General features: G+C 68.5%; 22 protein-coding genes. 3 read left to right on the top strand and 19 right to left on the bottom strand.

The window, feature by feature from the left end; all coding sequences use genetic code 11:
• Positions 1 to 107: 107 nt before the first annotated feature.
• Positions 108 to 2,450 carry an NADP-dependent malic enzyme gene (locus APZ15_RS06710; protein WP_027788406.1) on the bottom strand — a complete coding sequence of 781 codons (2,343 nt, stop codon included), beginning with the start codon at positions 2,448 to 2,450 and terminating at the stop codon, positions 108 to 110.
• Positions 2,451 to 2,584: 134 nt separating this feature from the next.
• Between APZ15_RS06710 and thiL the strand changes: the two genes are divergently transcribed.
• From thiL to APZ15_RS06695, 3 genes are read left to right on the top strand one after another with little or no spacing between them, the layout of a single operon-like run.
• Complete coding sequence (thiL, locus tag APZ15_RS06705; protein WP_027788407.1) at positions 2,585 to 3,583, top strand: thiamine-phosphate kinase; 999 nt, start codon at positions 2,585 to 2,587, stop codon at positions 3,581 to 3,583.
• Positions 3,573 to 4,124, top strand: a complete 552-nt coding sequence (locus APZ15_RS06700; protein ID WP_027788408.1) for a phosphatidylglycerophosphatase A family protein — start codon at positions 3,573 to 3,575, stop codon at positions 4,122 to 4,124. The genes thiL and APZ15_RS06700 overlap by 11 nt, the downstream gene beginning before the upstream one ends.
• Positions 4,125 to 4,155: 31 nt before the next feature.
• Positions 4,156 to 4,656, top strand: coding sequence for a CinA family protein (locus APZ15_RS06695; protein ID WP_021161868.1), 501 nt, complete (start codon positions 4,156 to 4,158; stop codon positions 4,654 to 4,656).
• Between the two features lie 37 nt (positions 4,657 to 4,693).
• Here the strand turns inward: APZ15_RS06695 and APZ15_RS06690 are convergent, their stop codons facing one another.
• The 18 genes from APZ15_RS06690 to mpl form a co-directional block, all read right to left on the bottom strand.
• On the bottom strand, positions 4,694 to 5,752 hold the full coding sequence (locus tag APZ15_RS06690; protein WP_027788409.1) for a hypothetical protein: 1,059 nt from the start codon (positions 5,750 to 5,752) through the stop codon (positions 4,694 to 4,696).
• Positions 5,753 to 5,984: 232 nt separating this feature from the next.
• Entirely contained in the window at positions 5,985 to 6,812 is an 828-nt protein-coding gene (gene pyrF / locus APZ15_RS06685; RefSeq protein ID WP_027788410.1) for an orotidine-5'-phosphate decarboxylase, read from the bottom strand.
• A 39-nt stretch (positions 6,813 to 6,851) separates the two neighbouring features.
• Entirely contained in the window at positions 6,852 to 7,913 is a 1,062-nt protein-coding gene (locus tag APZ15_RS06680; RefSeq protein ID WP_027788411.1) for an aldose 1-epimerase, read from the bottom strand.
• Positions 7,914 to 7,962: 49 nt separating this feature from the next.
• Entirely contained in the window at positions 7,963 to 8,769 is an 807-nt protein-coding gene (locus APZ15_RS06675) for an SDR family NAD(P)-dependent oxidoreductase (RefSeq protein ID WP_027788412.1), read from the bottom strand.
• Between the two features lie 30 nt (positions 8,770 to 8,799).
• A complete protein-coding gene (gene araH, locus APZ15_RS06670; protein ID WP_027788413.1) occupies positions 8,800 to 9,816 on the bottom strand; it encodes an L-arabinose ABC transporter permease AraH in 1,017 nt (338 codons plus the stop codon).
• A 68-nt stretch (positions 9,817 to 9,884) separates the two neighbouring features.
• Positions 9,885 to 11,396: an L-arabinose ABC transporter ATP-binding protein AraG gene (gene araG, locus APZ15_RS06665; RefSeq protein WP_027788414.1), complete on the bottom strand. Its 1,512-nt coding sequence runs from the start codon at positions 11,394 to 11,396 to the stop codon at positions 9,885 to 9,887.
• A 68-nt stretch (positions 11,397 to 11,464) separates the two neighbouring features.
• On the bottom strand, positions 11,465 to 12,460 hold the full coding sequence (locus APZ15_RS06660) for an arabinose ABC transporter substrate-binding protein (protein ID WP_027788415.1): 996 nt from the start codon (positions 12,458 to 12,460) through the stop codon (positions 11,465 to 11,467).
• Positions 12,461 to 12,571: 111 nt separating this feature from the next.
• Positions 12,572 to 13,351, bottom strand: a complete 780-nt coding sequence (locus APZ15_RS06655) for an SDR family oxidoreductase (RefSeq protein ID WP_027788416.1) — start codon at positions 13,349 to 13,351, stop codon at positions 12,572 to 12,574.
• Positions 13,351 to 14,028: a 2-dehydro-3-deoxy-6-phosphogalactonate aldolase gene (locus APZ15_RS06650; RefSeq protein WP_027788417.1), complete on the bottom strand. Its 678-nt coding sequence runs from the start codon at positions 14,026 to 14,028 to the stop codon at positions 13,351 to 13,353. Before APZ15_RS06650 ends, APZ15_RS06655 begins: the two co-directional genes overlap by 1 nt.
• A 22-nt stretch (positions 14,029 to 14,050) precedes the next feature.
• Entirely contained in the window at positions 14,051 to 15,076 is a 1,026-nt protein-coding gene (locus APZ15_RS06645; protein WP_027788418.1) for a 2-dehydro-3-deoxygalactonokinase, read from the bottom strand.
• Positions 15,073 to 15,972, bottom strand: coding sequence for an IclR family transcriptional regulator (locus tag APZ15_RS06640; protein ID WP_021161879.1), 900 nt, complete (start codon positions 15,970 to 15,972; stop codon positions 15,073 to 15,075). Before APZ15_RS06640 ends, APZ15_RS06645 begins: the two co-directional genes overlap by 4 nt.
• Positions 15,973 to 16,321: 349 nt before the next feature.
• Positions 16,322 to 16,720, bottom strand: a complete 399-nt coding sequence (locus tag APZ15_RS06635; protein WP_027788419.1) for an EF-hand domain-containing protein — start codon at positions 16,718 to 16,720, stop codon at positions 16,322 to 16,324.
• 79 nt (positions 16,721 to 16,799) lie between these two features.
• Positions 16,800 to 18,410 (bottom strand): S10 family peptidase, encoded by a 1,611-nt coding sequence (locus APZ15_RS06630; protein WP_027788420.1) that lies wholly within the window; start codon positions 18,408 to 18,410, stop codon positions 16,800 to 16,802.
• 448 nt (positions 18,411 to 18,858) lie between these two features.
• A complete protein-coding gene (mtgA, locus tag APZ15_RS06625) occupies positions 18,859 to 19,596 on the bottom strand; it encodes a monofunctional biosynthetic peptidoglycan transglycosylase (protein WP_027788421.1) in 738 nt (245 codons plus the stop codon).
• A 14-nt stretch (positions 19,597 to 19,610) separates the two neighbouring features.
• Positions 19,611 to 20,477 carry a shikimate dehydrogenase gene (gene aroE, locus APZ15_RS06620; RefSeq protein ID WP_027788422.1) on the bottom strand — a complete coding sequence of 289 codons (867 nt, stop codon included), beginning with the start codon at positions 20,475 to 20,477 and terminating at the stop codon, positions 19,611 to 19,613.
• The gene (locus tag APZ15_RS06615) at positions 20,474 to 22,570 is read right to left on the bottom strand and encodes a ribonuclease catalytic domain-containing protein (RefSeq protein WP_027788423.1); all 2,097 of its coding nucleotides are present in this window, start codon (positions 22,568 to 22,570) and stop codon (positions 20,474 to 20,476) included. Before APZ15_RS06615 ends, aroE begins: the two co-directional genes overlap by 4 nt.
• An 80-nt stretch (positions 22,571 to 22,650) precedes the next feature.
• Positions 22,651 to 23,220 (bottom strand): YqiA/YcfP family alpha/beta fold hydrolase, encoded by a 570-nt coding sequence (locus APZ15_RS06610; RefSeq protein ID WP_021161885.1) that lies wholly within the window; start codon positions 23,218 to 23,220, stop codon positions 22,651 to 22,653.
• Entirely contained in the window at positions 23,217 to 24,806 is a 1,590-nt protein-coding gene (gene mpl, locus APZ15_RS06605) for a UDP-N-acetylmuramate:L-alanyl-gamma-D-glutamyl-meso-diaminopimelate ligase (RefSeq protein WP_224052407.1), read from the bottom strand. The genes APZ15_RS06610 and mpl overlap by 4 nt, the downstream gene beginning before the upstream one ends.
• Between the last annotated feature and the right edge of the window lie 26 nt (positions 24,807 to 24,832).

The raw sequence follows: 24,832 nt of genomic DNA, 5'->3' as shown, positions 1-24,832 counted from the left end.
GCCCTGCCCGCGGCGTGCCCATTGCGGGCACGCCTCTTTTTGCTTTTGTTTACAATTTCGCCCGACGCGCCACGCCGGTTCGACCGGCCTGGCGCGTTCGTTTTGGCTCAGCGCGCGGCGTTCACGTCGGCGACCAGCAGCGCCGCCATGTTGACGATGCGACGAACGGTCGCCGATTCGGTCAGCACGTGCACCGGCTGTGCGGCACCCAGCAGGATCGGCCCGATCGCGATGTTGTTGCCCGCAGCCGTCTTCAGCAGGTTGTACGCGATGTTCGCTGCGTCGATGTTCGGCAGGATCAGCAGGTTCGCTTCGCCTTCCAGCGTCGATTCCGGCAGGATTTCCTTGCGCAGCGCCGCGTCGAGCGCGACGTCGCCGTGCATCTCGCCATCGACCTTCAGCTCCGGTGCACGTTCCTGCAGGATCGCGAGCGTATCGCGCATCTTCTTCGCCGAAGGTGCATTGCTCGTGCCGAAATTCGAGTGCGACACCAGCGCGACCTTCGGCTCGATGCCGAAGCGGCGCACTTCTTCCGCGGCCATGATCGTGATCTCCGCCAGTTCCTCCGGGGTCGGATCGACGTTCACGTGCGTGTCGACGAGGAAGATCTGGCGGCCCGGCAGCACGAGGCCGTTCATCGCCGCGTACACGCTGCAGCCCGGGCGCTTGCCGATCACCTGGTCGATGAAGTGCAGGTGGCGGTGCGTGGTGCTGATCGTGCCGCAGATCATCCCGTCCGCTTCGCCCTTCTTCACCAGCATCGAGCCGATCAGCGTGGTGCGGCGGCGCATCTCGACGCGCGCGAGCTGCTCGCTGATGCCCTTGCGCGCCATCATCTTGTAGTACGTCTGCCAGAAGTCGCGGTAGCGCTCGTCGTGCTCGGTGTTGACGACCGTGAAATCGGTGCCCGGCGTCAGGCGCAGGCCATAGCGCTGGATACGGTGCTCGATCACCGACGGGCGGCCGATCAGGATCGGCTTCGCGAGTTTTTCGTCGACGATGATCTGAACGGCACGCAACACACGCTCTTCTTCGCCTTCCGCGAATACAACGCGCTTCTTCTCTTCCGGCGCAGCGCGCGCGATCTGGAAGATCGGCTTCATCGTCGTGCCGCTGTGGTACACGAACTGCTGCAGGTGCTGCTTGTAGGCTTCCATGTCCTCGATCGGGCGCGTCGCGACGCCGCCGTCCATCGCGGCCTGCGCGACGGCCGGCGCGATCTTCACGATCAGGCGCGGATCGAACGGCTTCGGAATCAGGTATTCGGGCCCGAACGACAGATCCTGGATGCCGTACGCGGTCGCGACGATGTCGCTCTGCTCGTGCTGCGCGAGCTCGGCGATCGCGTTGACCGCCGCGATCTCCATTTCACGCGTGATCGTCGTCGCGCCGACGTCGAGTGCGCCACGGAAGATGAACGGGAAGCACAGGACGTTGTTGACCTGGTTCGGGTAGTCGGTGCGGCCGGTCGCGAGAATCGCGTCGGGGCGCACTTCGAGCGCCGCTTCCGGCAGGATTTCCGGCGTCGGGTTCGCGAGCGCGAGGATCAGCGGGCGCTCGGCCATGCCCTTCACCATCTCCGGCTTCAGCACGCCGGCGGCCGACAGGCCGAGGAAGATGTCCGCGCCGTCGATCACTTCGGCCAGCGTCCGGGCTTCCGTTTCGCGGGCGAAACGCTCCTTGTCCGGGTCCATCAGCTCGGTGCGGCCCTTGTAGACCACGCCGGCCAGGTCGGTCACCGTAATGTTCTCGAGCGGCAGGCCGATGTCGACCAGCAGGTCGAGACACGCGAGCGCAGCCGCGCCCGCGCCGGACGCGACGAGCTTGACCTTCTTGATGTCCTTGCCGACGACCTTCAGCCCGTTCGTGACGGCCGCGGCCACGACGATCGCGGTGCCGTGCTGGTCGTCGTGGAACACCGGGATCTTCATCCGCTTGCGCGCTTCGCGCTCGACGATGAAGCAGTCAGGCGCCTTGATGTCTTCCAGGTTGATCCCGCCGAAGGTGGGCTCCAGCGCGGCGATCACGTCGACGAGCTTGTGCGGATCCGACTCGTTCAGCTCGATGTCGAACACGTCGATGCCCGCGAACTTCTTGAACAGCACCGCCTTGCCTTCCATCACCGGCTTCGACGCGAGCGGCCCGATGTTGCCGAGGCCGAGCACTGCCGTGCCGTTCGTGACGACGCCGACCAGGTTGCTGCGCGCGGTGAAGCGTGCCGCGTTGAGCGGATTCTCGACGATCTCCTCGCACGCGTACGCCACACCCGGCGAGTACGCGAGCGCGAGGTCGCGCTGGTTGATCATCTGCTTGGTCGGGGCGATCGCGATTTTCCCGGGGGTCGGGAATTCGTGATAGTCGAGGGCGGCTTCGCGGAGCTTGGCTTTGGAGGAGGATTGGGTGGACATGTGTCTCGTGACGGGCGGATTAGAATAACTGTTCGACGGCATTGTAGCGCCAATCATCGGCCGCCAGACCGGCGATTCGGGTGCAACAGCCGCGACAAAAATGTACCGGATGGTGCAGAAGCGCCGCCGTTCGCCTCGTACAATGCCGTTCCTTCAACCGTTCCGGATCGCCCGCCGTGCCAGCCGCCCTCTCCGAGTTTTCACTGATCGAACGCTTCTTCACGCGCCGCGCCGCGCAGGGGGCGCGCGCGTCGACGCTCGGCATCGGCGACGATTGCGCGCTGATCGCACCGCGATCCGGGAAATTGCTGGCCATTTCGACGGACATGCTGGTGGAAGGCCGCCACTTCTTCCCCGATGTCGCGCCCGACGCCCTCGGCCACAAGACGCTCGCGGTCAACCTGTCCGACCTCGCGGCGATGGGCGCCGAACCGCGTGCCTTCACGCTCGCGTGCGCGCTGCCGCGTGCCGACGCGGCGTGGCTGGAAGCGTTCAGCAACGGGCTGTTCGCGCTCGCCGAGCGCTACGGCTGCGAGCTGATCGGCGGCGACACCACGAGCGGCCCGCTGAACCTGTGCGTCACCGTATTCGGCGAAGTCGCGCCCGACGCCGCACTGCGGCGCGATGCCGCGCGCGACGGCGACGACGTCTGGGTGTCCGGCACGCTCGGCGATGCGCGCGCCGGCCTCGGCGTCGCGCGCGGCGAATGGGCGGCCGGCGCGGCCGAAGCCGCTGCGTTCCGGCGCGCGCTCGAGCGCCCCGAGCCGCGCATCGCGCTCGGCCTGGCGCTCGCGGGCGTCGCGCACGCGGCGCTCGACATCTCGGACGGCCTCGCCGGCGACCTGCAGCACATCCTCGCACGCTCGCACGTGTGCGCCGAGATCGATGCCGACGCGGTGCCGCGCTCGGCCGCGCTCGCGACGCTGCCGCCCGACGTGCAGCGACGCTGCACGCTGGCCGGCGGCGACGACTACGAACTGTGCTTCACCGCGCCGGCGGCGGCCCGCGCGGCGGTCGAGGCGGCCGGCCTGACGGCCGGCGTGCCGGTCACGCGAATCGGTACAATACGCGCGTTGTCCGCGCCGTCGGAACAGCCCGCGATCGCGTGGCGCGACGCCGCCGGCGCGCCCCTCGCCCTCACGTTGCACGGCTTCGACCACTTCCATGCAGACTGACCCGACGCCCGCGCACGCCGCGGCCGAGCCCGGCGCCGCACCTGGCGAACACGCGCCGCGGCGCGCGACCGCGCGCTTCATGCTGTCGCACCCCGCGCACCTCGTGTCGCTCGGCTTCGGCAGCGGGCTCGCGCCGCTCATGCCTGGCACGTTCGGCTCGCTGTTCGGCTGGCTCACGTTCGTCGTGCTCAACCGCTACCTGACGGTGCCCGAATGGTGGGCGCTGATCGCGGTCGGGTTCGTGGCGGGCACGTGGCTCACCGGCTTCACCGCGAGAAAGATGGGCACGTCCGATCCGGGCGCCGTCGTCTGGGACGAAATCGTCGCGATCTGGCTCGTGATGCTGTTCGTCACGCCCGCGACCTTCATCGGCCAGCTATGGGCGTTCGTCGCGTTCCGCATCTTCGACATGCTCAAGCCGCCGCCGATCCGCTATTTCGAGCGCCGCCTGAAAGGCGGGCTCGGCATCATGGTCGACGACCTGGTCGCCGCGTTCATGACGCTGCTCGTGATCGCCCTGTGGCGCTCCGTCGTCGGCTGACCGATTTCCCGACTCCCGTTTCCCGACGCGCATGCCAACCGATTCCGTCGTCCACCAGCTTGCGATCCGCGCAGGCAACAAGCTGCGTGACGAGCACCTGACGCTCGCCACCGCCGAATCCTGCACCGGCGGCATGATCGCCACCGCGATCACCGACATCTCCGGCAGCAGCCAGTGGTTCGAGCGCGGCTTCGTCACGTACTCGAACCAGGCCAAGATCGACATGATCGGCGTGCCGCCCGACCTGATCGACAAGCACGGCGCCGTCAGCGAGCCCGTCGCGCGCGCGATGGCCGAAGGCGCGCTGCGCAACAGCCGCGCGCAGGTCGCGCTGTCCGTCACCGGCATCGCGGGCCCGGCCGGCGGCAGCGAGAAGAAACCGGTCGGCACCGTGTCGTTCGGCTGGAGCAACCGGCTGCATACCGACGTCGAGACGCTCGTGTTCAAGGGCGACCGCGATCAGATCCGCACGCAGGCGGCCGCGCATGCCCTGCGCGGGCTGCTGAAGCTGCTCGACGAGCGCGAGGGCTGACCGGGCCGGGGCGCCCGCCGCGCCCCTGCCGGCCCGCTTACTGGATCGCGTCGGGCTTCACGACGATCCAGTTCTTGTCCGCCGTGACCGGCAGGCCGAGCGACTTCTGCCGCGCGGCCGATTCATCCGACCACGCGCGGATCTGCGCCATCTGTTTGTCCTTCTTGTTCACCCACACGCGCACGCCGCCGCGCGCGACGTCGGTCGCGTTCAGCAGCATGTAGCCGTCGGACGTCGGCGTGTCGCCCGCGACGAGCACCGGCTTCTTCCACTGATCGATCCAGCCGACGATCGAGCCGAGCTTGCCTTCGTACCACGTCATCGGGTTCATCAGGAACGGTGTGATCACGAGGCTGCGGTTCGCGGCCTCGTCGTACTTGCCCGCCTTGATCTGCAACCGGGACGTCGTCAGCGCGCCGGTCGCCGGGTTGCGCAGCAGCGTCGTCACGCCGATCACGTTCTGCGGCTTCACGTTGTAGCCGTACTTCGGGTCGGACAGCACGAGCCGCGCGAGCTCCTCGTGCGCGGCCGTCATCACGTAGACCTCGATCCCGTTCTCGCGCAGCGCGTTGTACAGCTCCTGCATCCCGCGGAAGAAACGCGGTGGGTTCACCGTGCCGTCGGCCACCTTGTCGCCCTGCCAGTAGCGGATCGGGATCGGCTTGCCGTCGGCGAGCATCGCGTCGACGTGGCGCTTCAGGTCGGCCAGCGACTGCCCGGCGAACGCCTGCGCGATCCACGGGTAGCAGACCAGGTCGTCGATCTCGCAGAGCCGGTAGTAATAGCTCGTCAGCGATTCCTTGTAGTCGGCGGAATCCTTGAACGGGATCAGCTTCAGCGACGGGTCGAGCGTGTCGCGCGTCAGCACGCCACGGTTCTCCAGGTACGGCAGCAGCGACTCCTCGAGGTCGTAGCGATAGGTCGTGTTGTCGGCGTCGAACACCGCGTAGTCGCCACGGTTCGCGTGCGCGGCGATCATCGCGTTCAACGCCTTCGCGCTGTCGGCCGGCCAGTGCGACAGGTCCGCCGCGTGGGCGAAGCTCATGCACAACGACGCGGCAAGCGCGCTCAAAAGACGTCGGGACAGCTTGGGCATGGCGTCACTCCCTTTCTTGACGGTTTCGTTACAGATCGATGACAAGCGCGAGCATCGCGCGATTGGCGCGCGGGCATGCGGTGCGGAAACGACGGGAAATTGCCCGTGCGCGTCAGTGCGACGGCCGGGAACGAGGGAAACGGAGGCGGTAAGGCGGAGAAAGCGGCACGGGTCCGCGAACGCGGGCCTGCCGGAACCGGCTGCCCGCGCGGGCAGCCGGCGCCATTCTCGATCAGCGATGCGCGTTGATCGTGTCGCGGGTCTTCTGCGCGGCGAGCGCCGCGGCTTCGGCGAAATCCTCGCCCTTGCTCGCGTACAGGATCGCGCGCGACGAGTTGATCATCATGCCGGTGCCGTCGGCCGTGCGGCCTGCGTTGACGGTCGCCTGCACGTCGCCGCCCTGCGCGCCGATGCCGGGGATCAGCAACGGCATGTCGCCGACGATCCCGCGCACGATCTCGATTTCCTTCGGGAACGTCGCGCCGACCACGAGGCCGAGCTGGCCGTTCTTCGCGTTCCACTTGTTCGCCGCGAGATCGGCCACGACCTGGTACAGCGGCCGGCCGTTCGTGTCGAGGAACTGCAGGTCGGAGCCGCCCGGGTTCGACGTGCGGCACAGCACGATCACGCCCTTGCCTTCGTGCTCGAAGTACGGCTCGACCGAGTCGTAACCCATGTACGGGTTCACCGTGACGGCGTCCGCGCGATAGCGCTCGAACGCTTCGCGCGCGTACTGCTCGGCCGTGCTGCCGATGTCGCCGCGCTTCGCGTCGAGGATCACGGGCAGGCCCGGGTGCTGGAGGTGGATGTGCGCGATCAGGCGCTCGAGCTGGTCTTCCGCGCGATGCGCGGCGAAGTAGGCGATCTGCGGCTTGAACGCGCTCGCGTATTGCGCGGTCGCGTCGACGATCTGCCGGCAGAATTCGAAGATCGCGTCGGGCTGGCCCTCGAACTGCATGGGAAAGCGCGACGGCTCGGGATCAAGGCCGACGCACAGCAGCGAATTCGTGCGCTGCCACGCGGCGCGCAGCGATTCGATGAAAGTAAGCGGGGAAGACATGGCGGGTACTCGCGGCAAACCGTTGGTAGACCGCGTATTTTACCCGCGTCGCCGGCGCGCCTCGCGTGTCGCGCCATTGCCGCGCGCATCGGCGCGCTCGACGGTGAACGCGAAACGCCGCGTGAGCCGCTCGCCGGGCGCGAGCAGCGTCATCCCGTGCGCGGTCGCGCCGCCCGGCAGGTTCACCGCGTTGATCGGATGATCGACCGGCTCGAAGCAGAAGAAATCCTCGCCGGGCGGGGTATAGAGCACGTACGCATCGGCGTCGGCCGCCACCGTCAGCGACAGTCCGCGGCGCGGCCAGCTCACCGTCGCGTGGCCGCCCCAGCCGGTGAATGCGTGATTGACGAGCGCGGCCGGCAGCGGATACGCGACGCCGAACTGCCAGGCCGGCGGCACGCTCACGTGCCGCACCGGCAGGAAATCGGCGCCCGACAGCCACAGCCCGCCGGCGGCCGCGGCCAGCTCGGTCACGTCGTCGCGCACCAGGAACGGATGCACGCCGAGCCCGAACGGCAATCGCGCGCGCCCCGCATTCTCGATCGTCAGCGCGATCGACAGCGTCGTATCGTCGAGCTCGAACGACTGGATCGCGCGGAACGCATACGGCGCACCGGCGGCGCGATCGAGCGACAGCTGCAGCGACGTGGCGGTCGCATCGTCCACCTGCCATTGCGCGAGCCAGCCGTCGCCATGGATCGGCAGCGGCTCGTCGCGGCGGTTGCGCGGCACCGCGACGCTGCGCCCGTCGCATTCGAAACGCGCGCCGCCGATGCGGTTCGAGTAAGGCAGCAGCGGATAACACGCGAGCTGGTTCGGGTCCGTCGCTGTCTCCGGGTGGTCGCAGCGGCGGAACACCGGCATCAACGCGCCGTTGTCGCCGCGCCAGTCGAAGCGCGCGATGCCGCCGCCGAGATGCGGCAGCACGTCGAGCCGCAGCGCCGCGTTCGACAGCGTGACGGCCGCCGCATGCGCGGCGCCGACGCCCTGCGCGAAGGCTGCCGTCTGCGGGCCGGGGCTGACCGGCTGCGCGGCGGCGGCCAGGCGCGCGCGGCGCGACTGGCTGGTGGACGACGATGCGCGCGAGGACGTGGCGGTCATGATGAACTCCTTTCCTTCGTCGAAGAAACAATGCGGGTCGTGCGAACGGTCAGGCCCAGCCGCCGTCGACGATCACGTCCTGCGCGGTGATCATCCGGCTGTCGTCGGCCGCGAGGAACAGCGCCATCCGCGCGAGATCGGCGGGCAGCAGTTCGGCGTCGATGCACTGGCCGGCCTTGATCGCCGCGCGGCCCGCGTCGTCGAGCCACAGCCGGCGCTGCTTGTCGGTCATCACCCAGCCCGGCACCAGCGAATTCACGCGGATGCCGAACGGGCCGAGGTCGCGCGCAAGACCGCGCGTCAGCCCCTGCACGGCCGCCTTCGCCATCACGTAGACGGGATAACCGCCGTTCTTCAGCATCCAGCTGATCGAGCCGAGATTGATGATCGCGCCGCCGCCCTGCTGCTTCATGTCGTCGATCACCGCCTGCGCGGCGAAGAACTGGTGACGCAGGTTCACCGCGATGCCCGCGTCGAACGATTCGGGCGTCACGTCGCCGATCGCGTGGCGCGCGTCGTTCGCCGCGTTGTTCACGAGCACCGCGATCGCGCCGATGCGCGCGCGGATCGCGTCGATCGCATGGCGCAGCGCGCCGACGTCGGTCAGGTCGCACTGGATGAACAGCGGCGCATGGCGTACGTGCGCGAGGCTGTCCGCCAGCGCGGCGCCGGCGCTCGCGTCGAGGTCGACGAACGCGACGCGTGCGCCCTGCAACGCGAAGTGTTCGACGAACGCCGCGCCGATGCCGGTCGCGCCGCCCGTGATCAGCACCGCGCGATCCTCGAGGCTCGGATACCGTGCATAGCGCGCGTGGCTCGTGGTGTGCGCGTCGTGCGCGGAAGTGTCGATGGTCATGCGGTTCGTCTCCGTCAGGGCAGGCCGGGGTCAGTCGCGTACGCCGCGGTTCTTCAGCTGGTCGAGCAGCACGGCCGCGAGCAGGATCGCGCCGCGCACCAGGTACTGGTAGAACGCATCGATGTTCAGCAGGTTCATCACGTTCTCGACGGTGCCCATGATCAGCACGCCGATCACGACGCCCGAGATCGTCGCGCGGCCGCCCATCAGCGACACGCCGCCGAGCACGCACGCGGAGATCACATTCAGCTCGAAGCCCTGCGCGGCGTTCGGCTGGCCCGACGTGATGCGCGACGCGAGGATCACGCCCGCGAGCGCCGTCACCGCGCCCTGGATCAGGAAGATGTACACGCGCGTGCGTTCGACGTTGATCCCCGCGAGACGCGATGCCTCGGGATTGCCGCCGATCGCGAGCGTGTTGCGGCCATACACCGTCTGGTTCAACAGCACGCCGAACGCGATGAAGCACAGCAGCGTGACCCAGATCGGCAGCGACACACCGAAGAGCGTGAGCCCGCCGAGCCCGATGAACGTATCCGACGACACGCCGACCGCCTGCCCCTTCGACACGATGAAGCCGAGCCCGCGCACGATCTCCATCGTCGCGAGCGTCGTGATCAGCGCGTTGATGCGCAGGTACGCGATCACCGCGCCGTTCACGAAGCCGATCGCGGCGCCGGCCGCGACCGCGGCGACGATCGCGACGAACGTGTTGTCGGTCGCGTTCAGCACCATCGCGCACAGCACGCCCGAGAACGCGACGGTCGAGCCGATCGACAGGTCGAAGTCGCGCGACGCCAGACAGAACATCATCGTGCACGCGACCATGCCGATCTGCGAGATCGACAGCGCGAGGCCGAGCATGTTGTCGATCGAGAAGAAGTGATCGACCGTCAGCGACATCGTGATGAACATCACCGCGAAGATCGCGATCAGGCTGTATTCGGTCAGGTGCTGCCACCACTTCTGGCGGTCGCTCTGCTGCGGCACCAGCGCGTCGGCCGTGGGCTTCACGGCGGCGCTGCCGAGGTTTTCGTTGACTTGCATGATTGTGTCTCCTGCTCCTGCATCGCGCGGCCCGTGCCGCGCGTCCGATTCGATTGTCGTGTCCCGCGTCAGGCCGCCTCGACGGCGCTCGTCTGCGGCAGCGCCAGGCTCAGCACCGCGTGCTCGTTCGCCCGTTCGCGCGGCAGCTCGCCCGCGATCCGGCCTTCGCGCATCACGACGATGCGGTCGGACACGCCGAGCACTTCCGGCAGCTCCGACGACACCATCACGATCGCGCAGCCGCGCTCCGCGAGCCGGTAGATCACGTCGTAGATCTCGTGCTTCGCGCCGACGTCGATCCCGCGCGTCGGCTCGTCGAGGATCACGACCTTCAGGTCGGGCTCCGCGAGCCAGCGCGACAGGATCGCCTTCTGCTGGTTGCCGCCCGACAGGAAGCGGATCTTCTGGCGCCGGTTCGGCGTCTTGATCTTGAGCCGCTGGATGAAACGGTCGGCGGTTTCGCTTTCGGCCTTGCGGTTGATGAACAGCCCCGCGCGCAACGAATGGCGGCGGCAGCTGATGTTGATGTTCTCCGCGACCGACGCGATCGCGATGATCCCTTCTTCCTTGCGATCCTCGGGGCACAGCACGATGCCGTGGCGGATCGCGTCGCCGGTGCGCTTCACGTCGATGCGCGCGCCGTCGAGCGTCAGCACGCCCGCGCGCCGGTGGTCCGCGCCGTACACGAGCCGCATCAGCTCGCTGCGGCCCGCGCCGACCAGCCCGAAGAAGCCGACGATCTCGCCCGCGCGCACCGAGAAGCTCGCGGGTTCGCGCAGGGCATGGCCGTCGACGCCTTCGGCGGAGAACCGCACGTCGCCGAGCGTGCGCGGCGCGTAATGGTAGATATCCGAAATCTCGCGCCCGACCATTTCGGCGACGAGCCGTTCGCGCGGGACGTCGGCGAGCGATTCGTGCGACGCGATCTTGCGCCCGTCGCGGAAGATCGTGCACGCATTGCAGAGCCGGTAGATCTCGTCCATCCGGTGCGAGATGTAGATCAGCGCGCGGCCCTGCGCGCGCAGGTCGTCGACGAGCTTGAACAGCACCTCGGTCTCGCGATGCGACAGCGAACTGGTCGGTTCGTCGAGCGCGATCACGCGCGCATTGCGCATCAGCGCCTTGCAGATCTCGACCATCTGCCGCTGCGCGATCGACAGCCGCCCGAGCTTCGCATCGGGATCGAGATCGACACCCATCGCCGCGAGCCGCTCGCGCACGTAGCGCTTCGCCTCGCGCTTCCTCACCCAGCCGAACGCATTCGGCAGGCGGCCGAGCAGCAGGTTTTCCGCGACCGTCAGGTCGGGCACGTACTGCAGCTCCTGGTGAATCACCGCGATGCCGGCCGCGATCGACGCGGCCGCATTCGCGAACTGCACGGGCTGGCCGTCGACCAGCACGCTGCCCGCATCGGGCTGGTATTCGCCGCCGAGAATCTTCAGCAGCGTCGACTTGCCCGCGCCGTTCTCGCCCATCAGGCCATGCACCTCGCCCGCATGCACGTCGAACGAGATGCCGTCGAGTGCGCGCACGCCGGGAAATACCTTGCCGATATTGTCAAAACGCAGTGCCGCTGACACGTCGCCTCTCCACTTCCGGAATCGATCGACCGCCGGCCGCCGCATCGCCGCGGCAGCCGGCGGGCCGCTTACTTCGACGCGAGCCCCATCTCGTCGCGCACCTTCGACACGTTGTCGCGCGTCGCGAGCATGCCCGTCGTCAGCGTCAGCGCCGGCGGTGCCTTGCCCTGCGTGATCCACGCGTACATCAGGTCGGAGGTTTCCTCGCCGTGGCGCTTCGGGCTGATGATCACGGTGCCGTAGAAGCCCGTCGGCTGCGGCTTCTTGAACTCGTTCAGCGCCGAATCGGAGCCGCCGATGCCGATGCCGATCATGTTGTCGGCCTTGAAGCCGCGCCCTTCGGCCGCGCGCACCGCGCCGAGCACGGCCTCGTCGTTCAGGCCGTACGCCACCCAGTGCTTGAACTGCGGGTTCTTCGTGAGCGCGATGTTCGCCGCGTTGAACGCGTTCTCCGTGTCGGTCTTCGCCTGCGGCGCGGCGATCACGTTCGCCTTCGGGAAGCCGGCGGCCACCAGCGCGTCGGTCGCGCCGCTCGTGCGGTCGTGCGCGGTCGGCAACTGCTCGTAGGTGATGTCGATCGCGCCGACGTCCTTCATGTCCCAGCCGCGCTTCTTGATCTCGGCCGCGATGCCGTCGCCGACCTGCTTGCCGATGTTGTACGCGGAGATCCCCATGTGCGGCACCGACTCGATCGGCTTGCCCGCGCCGTCGACGAGGCGGTCGTCGACCGTCATCATCTTCAGGTTGTGCGACTTCGCCTTCGCGACGATGCCCGGCCCGAGCTTCACGTCGGGCGTGCAGATGATGAAGCCCTGCGCCTTCTGAGCGGACAGGTTGTCGATCGCGCTCATCACCTTCTCGCCGGACGGCGCACCGATCTTCACGAGCGTGAAGCCTTTCGCCTTCGCCGCCATCTCGGCGAACTTCCACTCGTCCTGGAACCACGGCTCTTCCGGCTGCTTCACCAGGAAGCCGATCTTGACCGGATCGGCCGCATGCGCAACCGGGCTCCCGATCACCACCGCGGCAGCGGCGGCCAGCGTTACGAACGTTCTGCGTTTCATCTCCAGTGTCTCCTTGTCTTCATCGAACAGGATGCAGCCGCTTGTTGGTTTCGACGCAGCGTGCGCGCGGCCGTCGCACGTGCGGTCTTTCGAATCGCTACGTCAATCGTGTCAGTCGTGGTACAGCGCCGCACGCCCGCCGTCGACGGTGATGCATGCGGCATTGATGAACGGCGCCTCGTCGGACGCCAGGAACACGGCCGTCATCGCGACCTCCTCGGGCCGGCCGATCCGCTTCATCGGCTGCAGCGCGAGCGTCTCGGCGCGCGCGGCGGCCGGATCGGGCTGCGCGTCCCACCAGTCGCGCGTGAGCTGCGTCTCGATGTAGCCCGGCGCGATCGCGTTCACGCGGACGTTGCGCGCCGCGTATTCGATGCCGAGCGCACGCGTGAGACCGAGTACACCGTGCTTCGCGACCGGGTACGGAAAGCAGCCCGGGATGATCCTGAATGCATGCGTCGACGCGATGTTCACGATGCTGCCGCGACCGCGTTCGACCATCCCTTCCAGCGCCGCGCGGCAGCCGTGCCACACGCCGTCGAGGTCGACCGCGAAGCAGCGGCGCCAGTCGTCGTCGGTCATCGTCAGCGGATCGGCGAACACGTTGATGCCCGCGTTGTTCACGAGCACGTCGAGCGGGCCGAACGCCGCCTCGGTCCGCGCCACGGCATCGCGCACCGCATCCTGGCGCGCGACATCCGCCTGCAGCGCCAGCACGCGCGCGCCGGCGATGTCGTGTGCAATCCCGGCAGCCGTGTGCTGCGCCTGCGGGAGGTCGAGATCGACGAGCGCGACGGCCGCGCCCTCGCGAACGAACGCGCGGGCGATCGCGGCGCCGATGCCTCGGCCCGCGCCCGTCACCATCGCGACCTTGTCCGCGAGGCGGCCCATCATGCGGCTCCGCCGCGCGCCGCGCACAGGCCGGCCTGGAACGCACGCGCGTTCGCGGCAGTCTCGTCGGCCGGCTGGCCGGGCCGGTACAGCGCCGAACCGAGCCCGAAGCCGTTCGCGCCGGCCGCGAGGAACGGCTGCATGTTGTCGGGTGCAATCCCGCCGACCGGGATCAGCGGCACCGCGCGGTCGATCACCGCGCGCCACGCCTTCACGACGACCACGCCCAGCTGCTCGGCCGGGAACATCTTCAGCACGTCCGCGCCGTTCGCGAGCGCCGCGAACGCTTCCGTCGGCGTCGCGACACCCGGCGCGCTCGCGAGGCCGCGCTCGCGTGCGCGGCGGATCACGGCCGCGTCGCTGTGCGGCATCACGATCAGCGAGCCGCCCGCATCCTGCACGCGATCGACATACTCCGCGCGCAGCACCGTGCCCGCGCCGACGATCGCGTCGTCGGGCAGCGCGCGCCGCAGCGCCGCGATGCTGCCGAACGGCTCCGGCGAATTGAGCGGCACCTCGACGATCCGGAAGCCGGCTTCGTACAGCGCACGGCCGTGGTCGGCCGCTTCGGCGGGCGTGATCCCGCGCAGGATCGCGATCAGCGGACACGCGTCGAACGCGCGCATCAGCGCGGCGTGAGGCGTGTACGGCGCGGGTAGCGTAAGGTCGGACGGCATCAGGGGTTCCTCTGCAATCGGTTCATTGGTCGGCGCAGACGGGCTCGCCGTCCGCGCGCACGAGCCCGGCGCGTGACGCGATCCGCCACAGGCCGCGCTCGGTCGCATGCGCGACGACTCGCGCGGGCGGGTGGCCGAATTCCTGGAGCGCATCGGCGTAGCGCGCGCACAGGCCGTCGTTGCCGATCAGCAGCAGCGGCTGGTCCGCGAGCGCGATGCCGCGCTCCGCGAGCATCGCGTCGAGCGCGTTGAGCTCATGGCCGATCAGCAGGCCGGACAGGTAGTCGCCCTGCGCATCGGGCGCGAGCCGGTCGGTCAGGCCGAGCGTGCGCGTGCTGAAAATCGTCGCGAGCAGACCCGTGTGCCGCGCGCCGCGCGCGACCGATACGCCGCGCACGAACGCCGCGCGATCGGGCGACGCACCGGCGCGCATCGTGCGGCCGAGGATCGTGTGGTCGCGCAGCACCGCGAACAGCTCGCCGGTCATGAAGGTCTGGAACCGCTCGATCAGCCCGTCCGTCACCCACGCCCATTTCGCATGCGTGCCCGGCAGGCCGATCAGTACCCCTGAACGATCGGCGCCAAGCGTGGGATCGCTCGCGAGTGCGCCGACTATCTGCGTTTCTTCGCCGCGCATCACGTCGGGCAATTCGCCCGTGGCGATCACGCCCGGCACGATCGAGATCGTCGCCCCGCGCGAGGTCGTCACCGTGATGAGGCCCGCGACGAGCGCGTCGGCGCCGGCCGGCACCGCGACATACGGCGCCTCGCGCCAGCCCTGTGCGCTGCCGACCATCCCGGCGGCGAGCACCGGCAGGCCGGGCGAGCGGTCGAGCCAGTCGCCGCAGGCTTCCTCGAACACCGCGTCGAACGCGCGCGCGCCGCCGCCCGGCACATGCATGACGCCCGCCGGACGGCTGCGCGTGTCGATGAGCGCGCCGTGCGCGTCGTACAGATACGCGCGCAGCGAGGTCGTGCCCCAGTCGAGCGCGATCAGCGACGGGGTGGCGGAGGTGGCATCCGGAACGGGCCGGGTCGAAGTCGTCATCGTTTGATCCTGCGGGTACCCTGCGGCGGGCTCCAGCCCAGTTCCGCGGAAATGGCTCGCGCTTCGCGCTGCACGAGCGGAATCAGTTCGTCCATCCGGTCGTGCGGCATGTACGGAATCGTGCTCGCCACCGACACCGCCGCGACGACCGCGCCCGATGCGTCACGGATCGGCGCCGCCACGCAGCGGATCGACGCCTCGTTCTCCTCGAGGTCGAACGTATAGCCGCCCGCTGCGTAATGGGCCATGCGCTGCAGGAACGCGCTCGTCTCGGGCCGGTTGTCGGGCTTGAAATTGACGCCGGCCAGCGCGCGCCGTGCGGCCTCGAACAGCGAGCGCCACAGGTCGGGATCGAGGTCGAGCATCATCGCCTTGCCGATGCCGGTCGACGCGAGCGGCATCCGGTGGCCGACGCGCGAGCGCATCTCGAGGCCGCGCGTACCGGGAATCTTGTCGATGTACAGCACGTCGTCGCCGTCGCGCACGCCGAGATGGATCGTGTCGAGCGTCGCTTCCGCGAGCGCTTCGAGGTGCGGGCGCGCGACCGCGGTGAGCGGCATCTGCTCGAGCGCGATCGTGCCGAGCTCGATCAGCTTCGGGCCGAGCAGGTAGCCGCCCTGCACCTGCCGCAGGTAGCGCGCCTGCACGAGGCTGCTGACGAGGCGATGCGTCGTGCTGCGCGTCGTGCCGAGCGCGGCGCCGATCGCGCGCATGTCGCGCGCGCCGTTCGCGATCGCCTCGAGGATCGCCAGACCGCGCAGCAGCGTCTGCGTACCGGCCTGCTGGGCAGCGAGATCGAGCGGCGTGCTGGTCGCGCCGATGCTGTCGGTCAGCGACGCATCGTCCGGCGTCGCGCGCCGGGCGTCGAGGGCAAGGGAGTCGGGCATCTTGGTCATGGGGCGGGCTTCTTCAACGGAACCGGTGAAGCCGTTCGCGCGACGCCGGAACTGCGTCCGGCATCGCGGCGAGGCGGCGGTCGATGCACCGAATAAAGCGCCCGGCGAACTTCATGGAAGGTGTCTCCGTGTGCGTCGGGCGCCGCGCGATGCGTGGGTCCGAAGCTGTCGATGTGCTTCGGATTGTAGGAGCGCACGCACTCGCCTCCAATATTTGAATGCGTTGCCCAGATAATGAGAATTTGGCGGAAATCCGCGGCAGGCAGGCCGTAACGGCCGCGCCATGTGCACGGGGGCGGAACCCGCCGTGTCGCAGGTTCCGCCCCCGTTGGTTCACCGCGCGCCGCGCTTACTGCTGGCTCGTGCTGCGTGCCTGCATGTAGCGCTGTACGTCCGCGAACGACACGCGGCCGTTGCCGCTCGAGTCGATCTGCCGGAAGTGGTTCGCGACATAACCGAGGCCGGCCGCGCGCGCCTGCGATTCGGTGATCGAACCCGTGTTCTGCGAGTCGGCCGCGCTGAACTGCCGCGCGAGCTTGCGCACCACCTGCGCATGCAGCGCGGCGCCCGTCGTCTGCGTGCCGGCGGTCGGCTTGCGCGCGGCCGGCGGCACGTACGGATCGCCGAGCTGCGCCTGGCGCGCGCGCGCCGGCGCGGCGGCGTCGCTCGCCTGCGCGAACGCGGATACGGATGCTGCGGCGCCGACACATGCGAGCGCCGCGGCAACGACGATGAAACGATTCTTCATATCAGGCTCCAGTCTGGAATGAGGTCGTCGACGGCCGGCGCGGCGCCACCGCGGGCGCCTGTCGCCGGCCGGCGCAGCATCAGTGCGCGGCCGCGTTGTAGAAGGTCACGAGGTCGGCTTTCTCCTGCGGACGCGACGTATCGTCGAGATAGACCATGTGTCCGCCCTGATAGTCCCTGATCGTCAGGTTCGGTTGCGTCCCGAGCCGCGCGAGGTCGAGCTCGGTCTGGTAGAACGGCGTCGCGATGTCGTGATACCCGTTCAGCGACAGCACCTTCAGTTGCGGATTCAGCGTCAGCGCCGCGGCGAGGTCGGGGATCGTGTCGGGCATCGCGAGCCCGTCGTGCGTCCAGTCCCACGTGTTGATCGCGTTGCTGCTCAACGAATACGCCGACTGCGCGGTGTACTTCAGCTCGTTCGGCAGGTACTTGCCGATCGTGTCGGTGAACGGCTTCGTGATGAACGAGCTCGACGGATCGCCGTCCGCGGCAAGCGGGCTCGACACCGGCACGTTCACGCGCGCGTCGTAGCGGCCGATCAGCGTGCCCGGGATCAGCGACAGCTGGAAGCTGTTGTCGAAGAAGGTCGGGATCACGTTGAAGTCCGCATTCCACAGCGACTGCTTCACGCCGGTCGAATTCACCATCGTCGTGACGAGGGCCGGCGGCGGCGGCGTATGGCTTGCCAGGTACGCGTTCACGGCGGGCGCGTAGCTGCCGGCCGTCAGCAGGCGCATCTGGTCCGCATACTGCGGCAGGTTCGACGGGTTCGGGTTGTCGAGCTGGTAGTACGCACCGACGGTGCCATACGACGGCACGAAACCCGCGCAACTCACCGGGCTCGACCCGTTGTTCGAGTTGCCGATGTAGTCGCTCGCCATGTCGCAGTTCGTGTTGTAGTTCAGGATCGACGACTGCAGCACGATGCCGTCGAGCTTCACGCCCGCGGTCTCGAGCAGGTTCGCGAGCACGTCGGTGCGCGGCGTGCCGTACGATTCGCCGAACAGGTATTTCGGCGATGCACTGCGCTGGTTCACGGCGAGGTAGCGCGTGACGAAATCGCGAAACGCGCCGCCGTCCTGGTCGACGCCCCAGAACGTCTGGTTCGTGTTCGGCGCGATCGCTTCGGAGAAGCCGGTGCCGATCGCATCGACGAACACGAGGTCGGTCGTGTCGAGCAGGCTTTCCTGGTTGTCGACGAACGGGAACGTCGACGTGTTCGCGTTCGGGTCACCCGTCTGGATCCGGCGCGGGCCGAACGAGCCGAGGTGCAGCCACACCGATGCCGAGCCGGGGCCGCCGTTGTACAGGAAGGTGACGGGCCGCTTCGCCGCGGGCTGGTTGTCGGCCGTATAGGCGACATAGAAGAACGAGGCTTCGGGCGCGCCCGTCTGCGGATTGCGCGCGACGAGGTGGCCGGCCGTGGCCGTGTAGCGGATCGTCTTGCCGTTCAGCGTGATCTGGTGATGCGTGACGGCGGCCTTTTCAACCGCGGCGGAGGCGTCGAGCGACGCGTTCGCGCTCGACGAATAACTGTTCGGATCGTTGTACGCCCTGTCCACCTGACCGGCGGGATCGGCTGAGTTGTCGGCGCTGGCAGCAGCGGACGATGTCACGTCGTCGTTGCAGGCCGTCAGAATCAGCGAAGAAAACACCACTCCCAACAACAGCTTCGCTTTGCTCGCTGGCATCGTTGCTTTCCTTCTCTCGGATGTTTTTTGTATCGAGCAGCCGGATAAGCCGCCCCCCGCCTCGATCGCGGCCGATAAGCCGAGGCGCTGGCCAATATACGCGAGCCCGTCAGCTTTGAAAAATTTTGAAATATTTGGCCGGCGGCCGGTGCGGCGCACACCTTTCAGGAATGCTTCGGTTCGCGAAACGTTGCATTTCACGTGCCTTTCACGGACTTTCGCGTTTACCCGGGAATACTAAAAATTCCAGGATTTCGTGCCATATCAGCCAACAAACGCGCGTGATCGCGAGCATTGCTCAGCAAAGCGAAATAGACGGATTCGTCTAATGGATGTGACCCGAAATGCGCGTGACGCGCGTGCGCTGCAGCGCACAAACGGCTCGCGAGCGACCCGCGTGCAGCGCACGGGCGTCGAAACGGTCAATGTGACGGCGCACTCGCGCCGTTCACTCCGATTGCGGCAGTTCGGCCGCGCCCATCCGGCGGGCGATGACTGCCGCGCGCTGCGCCTGGTAGGCCGAGCCGCGGTGCGCGTCGAACCAGCGCGGCTTCGGCAGCATCACCGCGAGGCGCGCCGACTGCCACGCGCCGAGCCGGCTCGCGGGAATCCGGTAGTAATAGCGTGCGGCCGCCTCGGCACCGTACACGCCGCGTCCCCACTCGACGGAATTCAGGTAGATCTCGAAGATCCGCTCCTTGTCGAGCACCGTTTCGAGCATCCACGTGATGATGAGCTCCTGCCCCTTGCGGATGTAGCTCTTCTCGCGCGACAGGAACAGGTTGCGCGCGAGCTGCTGCGTGATCGTCGAGCCGCCCGCGACGATCCGGCCGCGCGCCTTGTTCTTCTCCCACGCCTGCAGGATCGCGTCGACGTCGTAGCCGTTGTTGGTCGCGAAGGTCGAGTCTTCCGACGCGATCAGCGCGCGCTTCAGGTTGCGCGAGATCTGGTCGTAAGGCACCCACTGGTGCTGGATCTGCGCGGGCGACTTGTCGCGCGACAGCCACCACGCGTCGGTGCGCATGAACGCGGTCGAGCCCGGGTTCACGAACGACCACAGCGCGATCTGTACGAGATAGAACAGTTGCGTCGCGAGCCACGCACCCGCGAACACCGATCCCGCATAGACGATCCAGCGCGTCGGGCTCACCGTCCGCGTGTGCCGCGTGCCGCTCACCGCCACCACGTGCCGCGCCCCGTTCAGCTCGCCGCGAGCGCCTGGCGCAGCGCGGCCAGCACCGGTGCGCCGTCCGGACGCACGCCGCGCCAGATGAAGAACGATTCGGCCGCCTGCTCGACGAGCATCCCGAGCCCGTCGGCGGTGCGCGCGCCGAGCGACGCCGCATGCTGCATGAACACCGTCGGCTGCGCGCCGTACATCATGTCGTACGCGAGCGTGCCCGCGCCGAACGCGGCCGCGTCGCACTCCGGCAGCGCGGCATCGAGGCTGCCGGCCGTCGCGTTGATCACCACGTCATATGGCTCCGCGCGCACGACGTCCGGGCCGCCGCCCGCGAGCGTGCAGCCCGCATCGTGGGCGGCCTGCATGAACTGGCCGACGAGCGCCTCGGCCTTGCTCGCGGTGCGGTTCACGATCGTGATCGACAGCGGCGCGCGGTCGAGCAGCGGCAGCACGACACCGCGCGCCGCGCCGCCCGCGCCGAGCAGCAGGATGCGCGCGCCCGCCAGCGACACGCCGAGATTCGCTTCGATGTCGCGCACGAGGCCGACGCCGTCGGTGTTGTCGCCATGGATACGGCCGTCGGCGTCGATGCGCAGCGTATTCACCGCGCCCGCCGCCGCCGCGCGCGGCGACAGCGTGTCGGCAAGCGCATGCGCCTCGAGCTTGAACGGCACCGTCACGTTCGCGCCGCGACCGCCTTCGGCGACGAATGCCCGCACGGCAGCGTCGAAACCGTCGACCGGCGCGAGCCGGTGCGTGTATTCGACCGGCTCGCCCGTCTGCGCGGCGAACTGCGCGTGGATGAACGGCGACTTGCTGTGCGCCACCGGGTTGCCGAACACGACATAGCGGTCGGCGCCGCTCGTCGACGCAGCTGCGGTCATGATGCGCGCCCCTCTTCTTCGGCGTTGCCGCCCGTGGCTTCGCCGCCTTCACCACCTTCGCCGGCTGCTGCGCCGTCCGCCTCCGCCAGCGCTTCCGCCTCGGTTTCGGCCGTCGCGTCTTCGGCGTCGATCAGCGTGTCGTCGCCGCCTTCGGCGTCATCCTCTTCGTCGGCCGCGTCGCCGCTCGTCACGGTCGGCGCATCGAGCACGTTCAGCAACCGCACCGATGCCTCGATCGTCAGCTCGTCGAGCGACATCACGTCGAGCAGCACGCGCGTGCCGCGCGCATGCACGCCGAGCCCCGGCACGTGCAGCAGCAGCGGAATTTCCTCGAGGCGTACGAGATCGCCCTTCACCACGCTCGCGACGACCTGCTTCTTCTGCTCCTGCGCGAGCCAGCGCAGGCACCAGAAGTACTCCATCCGGCGCTGGTAGTCGGCGTAGGCCGTATACGTGTCGTCGAAGCCCTGCACGACCGCGTACAGGTCGGCGTCCTTCGGCTTGAACGGTGCGGCGAGCTTCGCGGTGACGCCGTGCTGCACGCACGCGAGCAGCTGCCACTGGTTCACGAGGTCGACGTAGCGGCGCAGCGGCGACGTGCTCCAGGCGTACTGCGCGACGCCGAGACCTTCGTGCGGCGCGGCCGTCGTCTGCATCCGCGTGCGCTTCGGGCCCGGTGCGCCGAAGCCGCGCTGCGAGCGATAGATGCCCGGCACCGTGTGATCGTGCAGGAACGCGCCCCAGGTCGAGTTCGCGAGGATCGCGAGCTCCGACACGATCAGGTCGAGCGGCGAGCCGCGGCGGCGCGGCGTGATCGTCACGTGCTCGCCTTCGACGTAGAAGTTGTAGTCGGTGTTGCGCTGCACCTCGCGCTTCAGGCCGTAACCCGCGCGCGCGACCTGGCGCTTCTCGAACAGCGCCTGCGCGAGCGGCCACAGCACGGCGATGTCGTCCTTGTGCGGGTAGTCGCCGGTGCCGGCCGCGAGCGTCTCTTCGTTGACGAGCTCGTCGAGGTTGTTGTGCCGCAGGTTGTTCTTCACGAACACGAGCTCGGCGCGCGTCTCGTTCGCGACGATCTCCTGCGTTTCGCGGTTGACGATGATGTACAGCGACAGTGCCGGGCGGTAGTCGCCCTCTTTCAGCGTGAACACGTCGACGACGTCGTCCGGCAGCATCGTGATCTTGTCGCCCGGCATGTAGACGGTCGACAGGCGCGTGCGCGCGATCGCGTCGATCGCGTCGCCTCGCACGATGCCGAGCGCCGGCGCCGCGATGTGCACACCGATGCGCACGCGGCCGTCGGAGAGATGCTCGACCGAGAATGCGTCGTCGATTTCGGTCGTCGTGATGTCGTCGATCGAGAACGCCTCGACGTCCGCGCGCGGCAGGTCGTCCGGCAGCGGGCCGACCGTGACGGCCGGGAAGCCCGTGCCGTGCGGGAAGAACTCCGCGAGGAAGCGCGCCTCGTGCAGCGCGCGCGGCGACGCGATGCCGCCGCAGTCGAGCATCAGCCGCGCCGGCGACACGCCGCGCGCACCGGCCGCCGCTTCCATCGCCTTGTATTCGATCGCGTTCTTGTCCGGCCGCGTCAGCAGCCCGAGCACCTTGCCCGCGAACGCTTCCGGCAGCTTGCCGGCCTTCAGTTCCTCTTCGTACTGCGCCTGGACGAGCGCCTGCTGGCGCTTGCGCTCGAGCGACGCGAGCGCCATCTTGAGCTGCTCTTCCGGCGCGCGCTGGTACTGGCCGCGCCCCTTGCGGCGGAAGTAGACGGGCGAGCCGTGCAGTCGCAACACCAGCGCCGCACGCTCCACCGGGCCGTACGTCGCGCCGAAGTATTCCGCGGCCAGCGCCGTATACGCGAACTCGTCGGTCGGCGCGCATTCCCACAGGAAATCCAGGTCGATCTGCTGCGCGGCCGTGTCGGCTTCCTGCATCAGTTCGCCCGCGGCCGGCTTGTCGAATTCGATCAGCACGTCTTTCGCGCGCACCTTGGCCCGCCGCCCGCCGGGCAACTCGACCTGAAATGCGTCGCCCTGGCGCGACAGCACGCTGCCCGCCTTGAAACTGCCCGATTCCTCGAAGAAAACGTTCACTCAGTACTCTCGTTCAGACTGCCGGGCGCCGCGTCCGCGGCGCCGCATGATGATGGGAATTCGATCGGCACGTGGCCGGATTAAGACGTCTTTCCGTCGCAAAACGCGAGAACGTCGTCGACATAGTCGGCAAATTCGCTGATCCCGTGATCGCTGCCTTCGATCACGCGCGTCTTCGCGCCCGGGTAGTGCGCGAGCATCTCGCGGTAATCGAGCACTTCGTCACCGGTCGCCGCGAACAGATAGTAGCGTTCGGCACGCGTGATTGCCGGCACGCGCAGCGCGTCGAGCTCATGCAGGTGATGGCGCTCGACGACGATCGTGCCGCCGCCGTGCCACAGCGGCTGTTCGCCCAGGTGCTGCTCGAGATCGCGCTGCGGCACGATGGCCGGATTCAGCAGCACGGCCTTCCAGCCGTGTTTTTCGGCCAGCCAGGTCGCGTAATAGCCGCCGAGCGAGCTGCCGATGACGGTCACGTCGCGCGCGCCGGCCACCTCGGCTTCCGCGACCGCGATCGCTTCGAGCGGCGACACCGACAGCGACGGGCACCGCCACTCACCGCTGCGGCCGAGCTCGGCCATGCGCGCGGCGAGCTGGCGCGACTTCTGCGATTCCGGCGACGACCGGAAGCCGTGCAGATACAGGATCACGAGCGGCTCCCGAGCGCATCGAGCAGCTTCTGATGGACGCCGCCGAAGCCGCCGTTGCTCATCACGAGCACGTGGTCGCCCGGGCGGGCGGCTGCGACGACGGACTTCACCAGCAGGTGCAGGTCGTCGAACGCGTGCGCGCGGTCGCCGAGCGGCGCCAGCGCCTCGGCCAGATTCCAGCCGAGCGCGTCGCGCCCGGCCGGCGCGCCGTAACCGAACACGAGATCGGCGTCGGCCAGGCTCGCCGGCAATTGCGACTTCATCACGCCGAGCTTCATCGTGTTCGAGCGCGGCTCGAGCACGGCGAGAATGCGGGAATTCTGACGGCCGATGCGTGCACGAAGGCCGGCGATCGTGGTTTCGATCGCGGTCGGATGGTGCGCGAAGTCGTCGTAGACGGTCACGCCGTCCACGCTGCCGCGCACTTCCATGCGGCGCTTCACGTTGCGGAACGACGCGAGGGACGCGGCGGCCTGCGCGGGCGGCACGCCGACGTGGCGCGCGGCCGCGATCGCCGCGAGCGCGTTCATCCGGTTGTGATCGCCCTGCACCTGCCATGCGACTTCGCCGACGCGTTCCGCGTGCGAATACACCGCGAAGCGCTCGTCGACCGGCACGCCGTCCTCGGCCGGCAGCGCCTGCCAGCCGCCGTCGACGCCGAACCGCTCGACCTCGCTCCAGCAGCCGCGCGCCAGCACGCGCTCGAGCGCGTCGGAACGGCCGTTCGTGACGATTCTGCCGACGCCGGGCACGGTACGCACGAGATGGTGGAATTGCGTCTCGATCGCGGCGAGATCGGGGAAGATGTCGGCGTGATCGAACTCAAGGTTGTTCAGCACCGCGGTGCGCGGCCGGTAGTGGACGAACTTCGAGCGCTTGTCGAAGAACGCCGTATCGTATTCGTCGGCCTCGATCACGAAGAAGCTCGAATCGGTGAGCCGCGCCGACACGCCGAAGTTCAGCGGCACACCGCCGATCAGGAAGCCCGGGTTCAGACCGGAGTCTTCCAGCAGCCACGCGAGCATCGACGACGTGGTCGTCTTGCCGTGCGTGCCTGCGACCGCGAGCACCCACTTGCCGGCCAGCACGTGCTCGCCGAGCCATTGCGGGCCGGATACATAAGGCAGGCCGCGATCGAGGATCGCCTCCATTAGCGGATTGCCGCGCGTGACGACGTTGCCGATCACGAACAGATCCGGTTTCAGGTCGATCTGCTCGGCGCCGTAGCCCTCGATCAGCGTGATGCCCTGCGCCTCGAGCTGCGTGCTCATCGGCGGATAGACGCCCGCGTCGCAACCCGTCACCGTGTGGCCCGCCTCGCGCGCGAGTACGGCGAGACCGCCCATGAAGGTGCCGCAGATGCCAAGAATGTGGATGTGCATAGATGAATGCTTTCGCGCCGCCGGGCGCCGTCGATTCGGAAAAGATGTGTGTGCGGCGCGCCGGACGGGCCGCGCGGCCGGCGCCCGGCCAACGGCTTTTGCCGCGACACAAAGAGCACTATTGTAACTGACGGCCTGCCGTGCCCGGCGGCCCGAACGATGCGCGCGAGCGGCGCCGGCACGCCGGGCGGCAGGCCGCCGCACCCGCGCTCGGGCGCCGCGGCGATCGA

The organism is Burkholderia cepacia ATCC 25416 (genome assembly GCF_001411495.1).
In the GTDB taxonomy this organism is placed as follows: Bacteria; Pseudomonadota; Gammaproteobacteria; order Burkholderiales; family Burkholderiaceae; genus Burkholderia; species Burkholderia cepacia.
The sequence above is the reverse complement of the archived record's forward strand: the minus strand, read 5'-3'. Positions and strand labels throughout refer to the sequence as shown.

What these genes read in the sequence shown, in the direction of transcription:
- APZ15_RS06660 (WP_027788415.1), bottom strand. Translation starts at nt 12,460, where the DNA reads ATGAAACGCAGAACGTTCGTAACGCTGGCCGCCGCTGCCGCGGTGGTG.
- APZ15_RS06655 (WP_027788416.1), bottom strand. Translation starts at nt 13,351, where the DNA reads ATGGGCCGCCTCGCGGACAAGGTCGCGATGGTGACGGGCGCGGGCCGA.
- araH (WP_027788413.1), bottom strand. Translation starts at nt 9,816, where the DNA reads ATGCAAGTCAACGAAAACCTCGGCAGCGCCGCCGTGAAGCCCACGGCC.
- APZ15_RS06710 (WP_027788406.1), bottom strand. Translation starts at nt 2,450, where the DNA reads ATGCCGTCGAACAGTTATTCTAATCCGCCCGTCACGAGACACATGTCC.
- APZ15_RS06640 (WP_021161879.1), bottom strand. Translation starts at nt 15,972, where the DNA reads ATGACCAAGATGCCCGACTCCCTTGCCCTCGACGCCCGGCGCGCGACG.
- APZ15_RS06635 (WP_027788419.1), bottom strand. Translation starts at nt 16,720, where the DNA reads ATGAAGAATCGTTTCATCGTCGTTGCCGCGGCGCTCGCATGTGTCGGC.
- APZ15_RS06650 (WP_027788417.1), bottom strand. Translation starts at nt 14,028, where the DNA reads ATGCCGTCCGACCTTACGCTACCCGCGCCGTACACGCCTCACGCCGCG.
- APZ15_RS06695 (WP_021161868.1), top strand. Translation starts at nt 4,156, where the DNA reads ATGCCAACCGATTCCGTCGTCCACCAGCTTGCGATCCGCGCAGGCAAC.
- APZ15_RS06700 (WP_027788408.1), top strand. Translation starts at nt 3,573, where the DNA reads ATGCAGACTGACCCGACGCCCGCGCACGCCGCGGCCGAGCCCGGCGCC.
- APZ15_RS06630 (WP_027788420.1), bottom strand. Translation starts at nt 18,410, where the DNA reads ATGCCAGCGAGCAAAGCGAAGCTGTTGTTGGGAGTGGTGTTTTCTTCG.
- APZ15_RS06675 (WP_027788412.1), bottom strand. Translation starts at nt 8,769, where the DNA reads ATGACCATCGACACTTCCGCGCACGACGCGCACACCACGAGCCACGCG.
- APZ15_RS06690 (WP_027788409.1), bottom strand. Translation starts at nt 5,752, where the DNA reads ATGCCCAAGCTGTCCCGACGTCTTTTGAGCGCGCTTGCCGCGTCGTTG.
- pyrF (WP_027788410.1), bottom strand. Translation starts at nt 6,812, where the DNA reads ATGTCTTCCCCGCTTACTTTCATCGAATCGCTGCGCGCCGCGTGGCAG.
- aroE (WP_027788422.1), bottom strand. Translation starts at nt 20,477, where the DNA reads ATGACCGCAGCTGCGTCGACGAGCGGCGCCGACCGCTATGTCGTGTTC.
- APZ15_RS06645 (WP_027788418.1), bottom strand. Translation starts at nt 15,076, where the DNA reads ATGACGACTTCGACCCGGCCCGTTCCGGATGCCACCTCCGCCACCCCG.
- APZ15_RS06680 (WP_027788411.1), bottom strand. Translation starts at nt 7,913, where the DNA reads ATGACCGCCACGTCCTCGCGCGCATCGTCGTCCACCAGCCAGTCGCGC.